Annotated in this window: 1 protein-coding gene; it reads left to right on the top strand. The window is 45.1% G+C overall.

From position 1 onward, the window contains the following. The coding region (locus tag ACTHUR_RS17700) for a type VI secretion system baseplate subunit TssF (protein WP_440400033.1) at positions 1–532 on the top strand (532 nt) is incomplete at both ends.

Genomic DNA, 532 nt, shown 5'->3' with positions numbered 1-532 from the left:
ATTTTTGTCTCTGGCCGACAATCGGGATTACGCCTTCAATTCCGGCATACAACATCTTTCCGTAGATGCTTGGTGTACCAGCAGGGATTTGCCACTGATGATGCCGCGCGACGGAGAGTCTGATTTCCTGATTGAAGGCTTCCTGCCGGTTAACTCTATCAAGCTGATTTCTAAGTTAACACGTCCTCAAGCGGCTGTGAGTGAGGATCGAACGCTTTGGTCGTTTTTAAACCAATTAAGCTTGAACTATCTGTCATTATTAAACATCGACCAAGAAGATGCACCCGTCACCTTAAAAGAGCTTTTAATGGTGTTTGTTTCTTCCGAAAATGATTTGCTGAAAAAACAGATTGAGTCGATTACACGTGTTGAGACCTCCACCGTGAACAAGGTAGTCCGTCCTTACGGAGTTGCGGCGCCTGTTCGAGGCATCAAAATCACGATTACATTGGATGAAGCGCAATTGGGCGGTATCCATCCCTTCCTATTCGGATCGGTTTTAAACCATTACTTCCAACGTTTGGTGTCAATT

It is taken from the genome of Neisseria sp. P0021.S007 (assembly GCF_051956855.1).
This window is presented reverse-complemented; position numbering and strand designations above follow the sequence as displayed.